Origin of the sequence: Lunatimonas salinarum, from assembly GCF_017811155.1 — a bacterium.
Classification (GTDB): Bacteria; Bacteroidota; Bacteroidia; order Cytophagales; family Cyclobacteriaceae; genus Lunatimonas; species Lunatimonas salinarum.
In genome coordinates, this window is sequence record NZ_JACVCV010000065.1 from 1 (window position 1) to 1,995 (window position 1,995).

Here is a 1,995-nt window from a genome sequence, read left to right on the forward strand (position 1 = left end):
TTTTGAAAAGGTGTTGGAACAAGCTGGGGAATAACCCAAAGAATGCCAGAGCCTAGTCGAGTAGGTAAAGGGGAATCCCACCCCTAAACCTCTCACAGAACCGTATCCCAATACTCGGGACAGGCAGTGAATCTCTCGATTCATACGGCTCTTATTATGCAGTCGGTTATGGTCAATTATACTAGACCAATTTGTAGCCCAGTTCCCAATGGTAGAACAGGTTTGGATAAGAAACGGTAACTTGTCTAAGCCATTTAACTGCCTTGACCTTGCTTCCTTTGAAGCTCTTGTACTTGTTCAAAATCCACCTGATCAATCGATGGTGCAGGTAATAAAACACAGGTTTTAGACTTCTTCGGCTTATCTTCCCATAATATTGAACCCACCCTCGTATCTTTGGATTCAGCAATATTGCCAGATCCTGAATACCTCGTTGGGTTTTGTTGTGGAAATTAAGCTTTCTAAGTTCACCGTTGATACGGACTTTGGACTTTCGGCTCATCTTACAATCAAATTGCAGATAACTTCCCCCGTTTCTTAATTTGTTTCTCATGGGCTGAAAACTGAAGCCGAGAAAATCAAACTGAACAGGGTAACCTTCCAGATTTCTGCCATCTTTCTTGCAATACACCATTTTGGTCTTTTCAGGATGGGCTTTTAAACCACAATTTTCAAGACGTCTTTTCAGGTCTGCAAGGGTATCAACAGCCTTCTGATAGCTACTGCAATGGATGATTAGGTCATCAGCGTACCGAATCATAATGACTGATGGATGTGATTTTTCCAACCACTTGTCAACACAGTAATGCATATAGAGATTGGCAAGGAGCGGACTGATTACCCCTCCCTGAGGAGTCCCTTTTCCCGTGGATACTTTGACCGTTCCATCCTCAAGTATGACTGGTGCTTCCAGCCACCTTTGAATGTACATCAGTACCCATTTTTCCGAAACGTGTCTTTCCAAAGCTTTCAACAAAAGCTCATGACTCACATTTTCAAAGAACTCCTGTATATCCAAATCTATCACCCAGCTAAACTTGCGTACATTTTGTTGTACTTTCTGGATTGCTGTATGCGCATTCTTGTTCGGCCGATAACCGTAGGAGTTGTCCACGAATACCGACTCCAACCTTGGTTCGAGGTACGTCTTTACAACTTGCTGTGCAATCCTGTCGCTTACAGTTGGAATTCCCAAAGGACGGGTTTTACCTCCTGCCTTGGGTATTGTTACCCGCTTTATCGCTGGCGCAAAGTAACTTCCAGAAGCAAGTCTGTTCCATAGCTTGTACAGTTCTTTGGAACGTACACTGTCAAATTCTGACAGGCTCTGCTGGTCAATCCCTGCACTGCCTCCGTTACTTTTCACCTTCTTGTAGGATTCCCACACCATCTCCTTGGTAATTGGTACCGACTTTGTCTGTTCTTTAAAAATCATCCTTAATCATTTAAGTTGTTCTTAAATTAAAACTGCATAATTGAAGCCCTTCGCTCCCTTCCCATTACAGGAATTTCATCGCTACTACGGCTTCACCCGCCACCTATATGCTCATTAGTAATCAGCTCTCAGGTATTGCCTGATTGCGTTTTCCTTTTGGCATAGCACATAGGCTTCCTGTGATTCCACAATAAAGCCTGGATAGAAGTCATGCCCCCTTTATGACGGTTGCCGCATAGACAGTAGTTAGGTGTCCTCTATGCTTATCGCAAGCCTCTCGATATAGGCCTGTTTTTGACAACGACTGGTCTTTTCGTCACTTCATCGGAAGGTTCGCTTTCGCTCATCTCTTCTATCCTTACCTGACTGTTTAAACAGCCTTTTCTTCTATCGCTTCACACATCCTTGTTGCCGCAAATGCATCATAGAAGTGGTTTGGTGAGTTTTCCTAAAAACCCTCACCGAGGGGCCTGCCCTCATCTTTATCATAGCTTACACAGCACACATCGAGTAGACGGCCCCGCCAACCGTTAGGTTAGCGAGGTGCGCCTCTCACACCA

At 44.3% G+C, this 1,995-nt stretch carries 1 protein-coding gene; it reads right to left on the bottom strand.

What is annotated here, in order from left to right; translation table 11 throughout:
• Positions 1 to 181: 181 nt before the first annotated feature.
• Positions 182 to 1,435 (bottom strand): group II intron reverse transcriptase/maturase, encoded by a 1,254-nt coding sequence (gene ltrA / locus IAQ59_RS21845; protein WP_209332980.1) that lies wholly within the window; start codon positions 1,433 to 1,435, stop codon positions 182 to 184.
• Between the last annotated feature and the right edge of the window lie 560 nt (positions 1,436 to 1,995).